The organism is Inquilinus sp. (assembly GCF_039594555.1).
GTDB lineage: Bacteria > Pseudomonadota > Alphaproteobacteria > DSM-16000 > Inquilinaceae > Inquilinus.
This window is the reverse complement of sequence record NZ_JBCNNF010000570.1, coordinates 1-3,490: the sequence shown is the minus strand read 5'-3', so window position 1 is coordinate 3,490 and position 3,490 is coordinate 1. Positions and strand designations below refer to the sequence as shown.

Annotated in this window: 1 protein-coding gene and 1 pseudogene; both read left to right on the top strand. The window is 70.8% G+C overall.

Annotated features, from left to right (window positions below; all coding sequences use genetic code 11):
• The coding region (gene treS, locus ABDW35_RS34190; RefSeq protein ID WP_343718309.1) for a maltose alpha-D-glucosyltransferase at positions 1–2,981 on the top strand (2,981 nt) is incomplete at its 5' end.
• Positions 2,974–3,490 (top strand): annotated as a pseudogene (locus ABDW35_RS34185) (1,4-alpha-glucan branching enzyme); the annotation flags it as partial. The gene treS and the pseudogene ABDW35_RS34185, both read left to right, overlap by 8 nt.

Genomic DNA, 3,490 nt, shown 5'->3' with positions numbered 1-3,490 from the left:
TGATCACCGAGCTGGTGATCAACCACACCTCCGACCAGCATCCCTGGTTCCAGCGGGCGCGGCGGGCGAAGCCCGGATCGGCGGCCCGGAACTTCTACGTCTGGTCCGAGACCGACCAGGCCTATGCCGGCACCCGGATCATCTTCCTCGACACCGAGACGTCGAACTGGACCTGGGACCCGGTGGCCGGCGCCTATTTCTGGCACCGCTTCTACTCGCACCAGCCGGACCTGAACTTCGACAATCCGCGGGTGCTGGCGTCGGTGCTGCGGGTGATGCGGTTCTGGCTCGACCTCGGCGTCGACGGCCTCCGCCTCGACGCCATCCCCTATCTGATCGAGCGCGAAGGCACCTCGAACGAGAACCTGCCCGAGACCCATGCGGTGCTGAAGCAGATCCGGGCCTATCTCGACGCCCACTACCCCGGCCGCATGCTGCTGGCCGAGGCCAATCAGTGGCCGGAGGACACGCAGGAGTATTTCGGCCGCGGCGACGAATGCCACATGGCGTTCCACTTCCCGCTGATGCCGCGGATGTACATGGCGATCGCGCGCGAAGACCGCTTCCCGATCACCGACATCCTGCGCCAGACGCCGGAGATCCCGGAGAACTGCCAATGGGCGATCTTCCTGCGCAACCATGACGAGCTGACGCTCGAAATGGTGACCGACAGCGAGCGCGACTACCTGTGGGAGACCTATGCCGCCGACCGGCGCGCCCGGATCAATCTCGGCATCCGCCGCCGCCTGGCGCCGCTGCTGGAGCGCGACCGCCGGCGCATGGAGCTGATGAACAGCCTGCTGCTGTCGATGCCGGGGACGCCGGTCCTCTATTACGGCGACGAGATCGGCATGGGTGACAACATCCATCTCGGCGACCGCGACGGGGTGCGCACGCCGATGCAATGGTCGCCCGACCGCAATGGCGGCTTCTCCCGCGCCGATCCGGAGAAGCTGGTGCTGCCGGCGATCATGGACGCCCTCTACGGTTTTCCGGCGGTCAACGTCGAGTCCCAGAGCCGCGACCCGCATTCGCTCCTGAACTGGACCCGCCGGATGCTGGCGCTGCGCCGCCGGCACCGCGCCTTCGGCCGCGGCACGCTGCGGTTCCTCTATCCCGGCAACCGCAAGATCCTGGCCTATCTGCGCAGCTTCGAGGACGAGACCATCCTGTGCGTCGCCAACCTGTCGCGGGCGCCGCAGGCGGTGGAGCTGGACCTTGCCGATTTCGAGGGCCGGTCGCCGGTCGAGTTGACCGGCGACACGGTTTTCCCGCCGATCGGCCAGCTGACCTATCTGCTGACCCTGCCGCCCTACGGCTTCTACTGGTTCCATCTGCGCGCCGATGCCGAGGCACCGCGCTGGCACCGCGACCCGCCCGAGCAGATGCCGGAATTCGTCACCCTGGTGCTGCGCGACGGGATGGCCGACGTGCTGTCGCCGGCGTCGCGGCAGATCCTGGAGGGCGAGAGCCTGCCGGCCTATCTGCCGAAGCGCCGCTGGTTCGCGGCCAAGGACAAGCCGATCGACGAGATCCGCATCGCCAGGGCGACGCCGCTGCCCGGCACCGGGCTGATGCTGGCCCAGGTCGAGGCGACCGCCGGCGGCACCACCGACTGCTATCAGGTGCCGCTCGGCATCGCCTGGGAGGAGGGCAGCCTGCCGGCGCTGCAGCAGCAGCTGGCCATCGCCCGGGTCCGCCGCGGCCGCCGCGTCGGCTTCCTGACCGATGCCTTCTCGCTGCGCGAGCTGCCCCTGGCCCTGATTGAAGGATTGCGGACCGGCCGGAGCGTCCCGAGCGACGATGGCGAGATCCGGTTCCGGCCGACGAGCCGCATGGCGGGGTTCGAGCTGCCGGGGGATATCGAGATCCGCTGGCTGTCCGCCGAGCAGTCGAACAGCTCGCTGATCCTGGGCGACCAGCTGGTGCTCAAGGTGATCCGCCGCATCCGCCCGGGCATCCATCCCGAGGCCGAGATGGGCCGCTACCTGACCGAGCACGGCGCGAGCAACATCGCCCCGCTGTTCGGCGAGGTGGTGCGGATCGGCGCGGATGGCGAGCCGCGGACCCTGGCGATCGTCCAGGGCTTCGTCCGCAACCAGGGCGACGGCTGGAGCTGGAGCCTGGACAATCTGCGCCGGACCGTCGACGAGATGACCCTGACCGAGGGCGGCGCCGCAGACGACGAAGGCTTTGCCGACGAAGCCGGCTTCGCCGCGGCGATCGGCCGGCGGCTGGCGGAGATCCACACCGTGCTGGCCCAGCCCTCCGACGATCCCGCCTTCGCGCCAGAGCCGGCGGATGCGGATGCGGTGCAGGGCTGGATCGCGGAGGCCAGGGTCGAGATCGACGGCGCCGTCGCCACCGTCGCGGCGATGCGTGACTGGCCGGACGCGGCGACCGAGGCGGCGGCGAAGCGGCTGCTGGCCGGCCAGGACCGGCTGGCCCAACTGGTTGAGCGCCTGGCCGATGCGGGCCGCGGATCGCTGCAGACCCGGGTCCATGGCGACTTCCATCTCGGCCAGGTGCTGGTGGCGCAGGGCGACGCCTATCTGATCGATTTCGAGGGCGAGCCGACCCGGCCGATCGCCGAGCGCCGGCACAAATCGAGCCCGCTGCGCGACGTCGCCGGCCTGCTGCGGTCGATCGACTACGCCGCGGCCACCGCCGACGACGCCATCCAGGATTCTATCCCCGAGGCGATGCGCGAGCGCCGCACCGGGCTGCTGCAGCGATACCGGACGGAAGCGTCGCAGGCCTTCCTGGCGGCGTACCGGGAGGTCGCCCGGGCCGCGCCGCACCCCTGGGCCAAGCCGGAGGCCGAGGAGGCGCTGATCGCCCTCTTCTCGCTGCAGAAGGCGGCCTATGAGATCCGCTACGAGGCGGCGAACCGGCCAAGCTGGATCGGCCTGCCGATCCGCGGGATGGCCGCGCTGCTGGACCAGCTCACCGCCGATAGGAAGGTTCTGACCGATGCCTGACGTCGCTTTGCCGACCGGCCTCGATCCCGCCGCCCTGGACGCGATCGCGGCGGGGCGCCATGGCGACCCCTTCGCGGTGCTGGGCCCCCACCCGACCGCGGACGGCATCGCGATCCGCGCCTGCCTGCCGAATGCCGAGAGGGTCGAGGCGGTGGCGCGGGCGGATGGCCGCCGCCTGGCTCGGCTGAAACCGGTCCACCCGGCTGGGGTCTTCGCCGGCGTGCTGGAGGAGGACGAGCCCTATCTGCTGCGCATCACCTGGCCGGGCGGCGCGGTGCAGGAGACCGAGGATCCCTACGGCTTCGGCGTGCTGCTGGGCGACGCGGATCTCCATGCCCTGGCCGCGGGCGACCCGGAGGCGGTGCGGCGCTGCCTGGGCAGCGGGGTGGTGACGATCGACGGGGTCGAGGGCACGCGCTTCGCCGTCTGGGCGCCGAATGCCAGCCGCGCCTCGGTGGTCGGCGAGTTCAACAGCTGGGACGGGCGCCGCCACCCGATGCGGCTGCGCC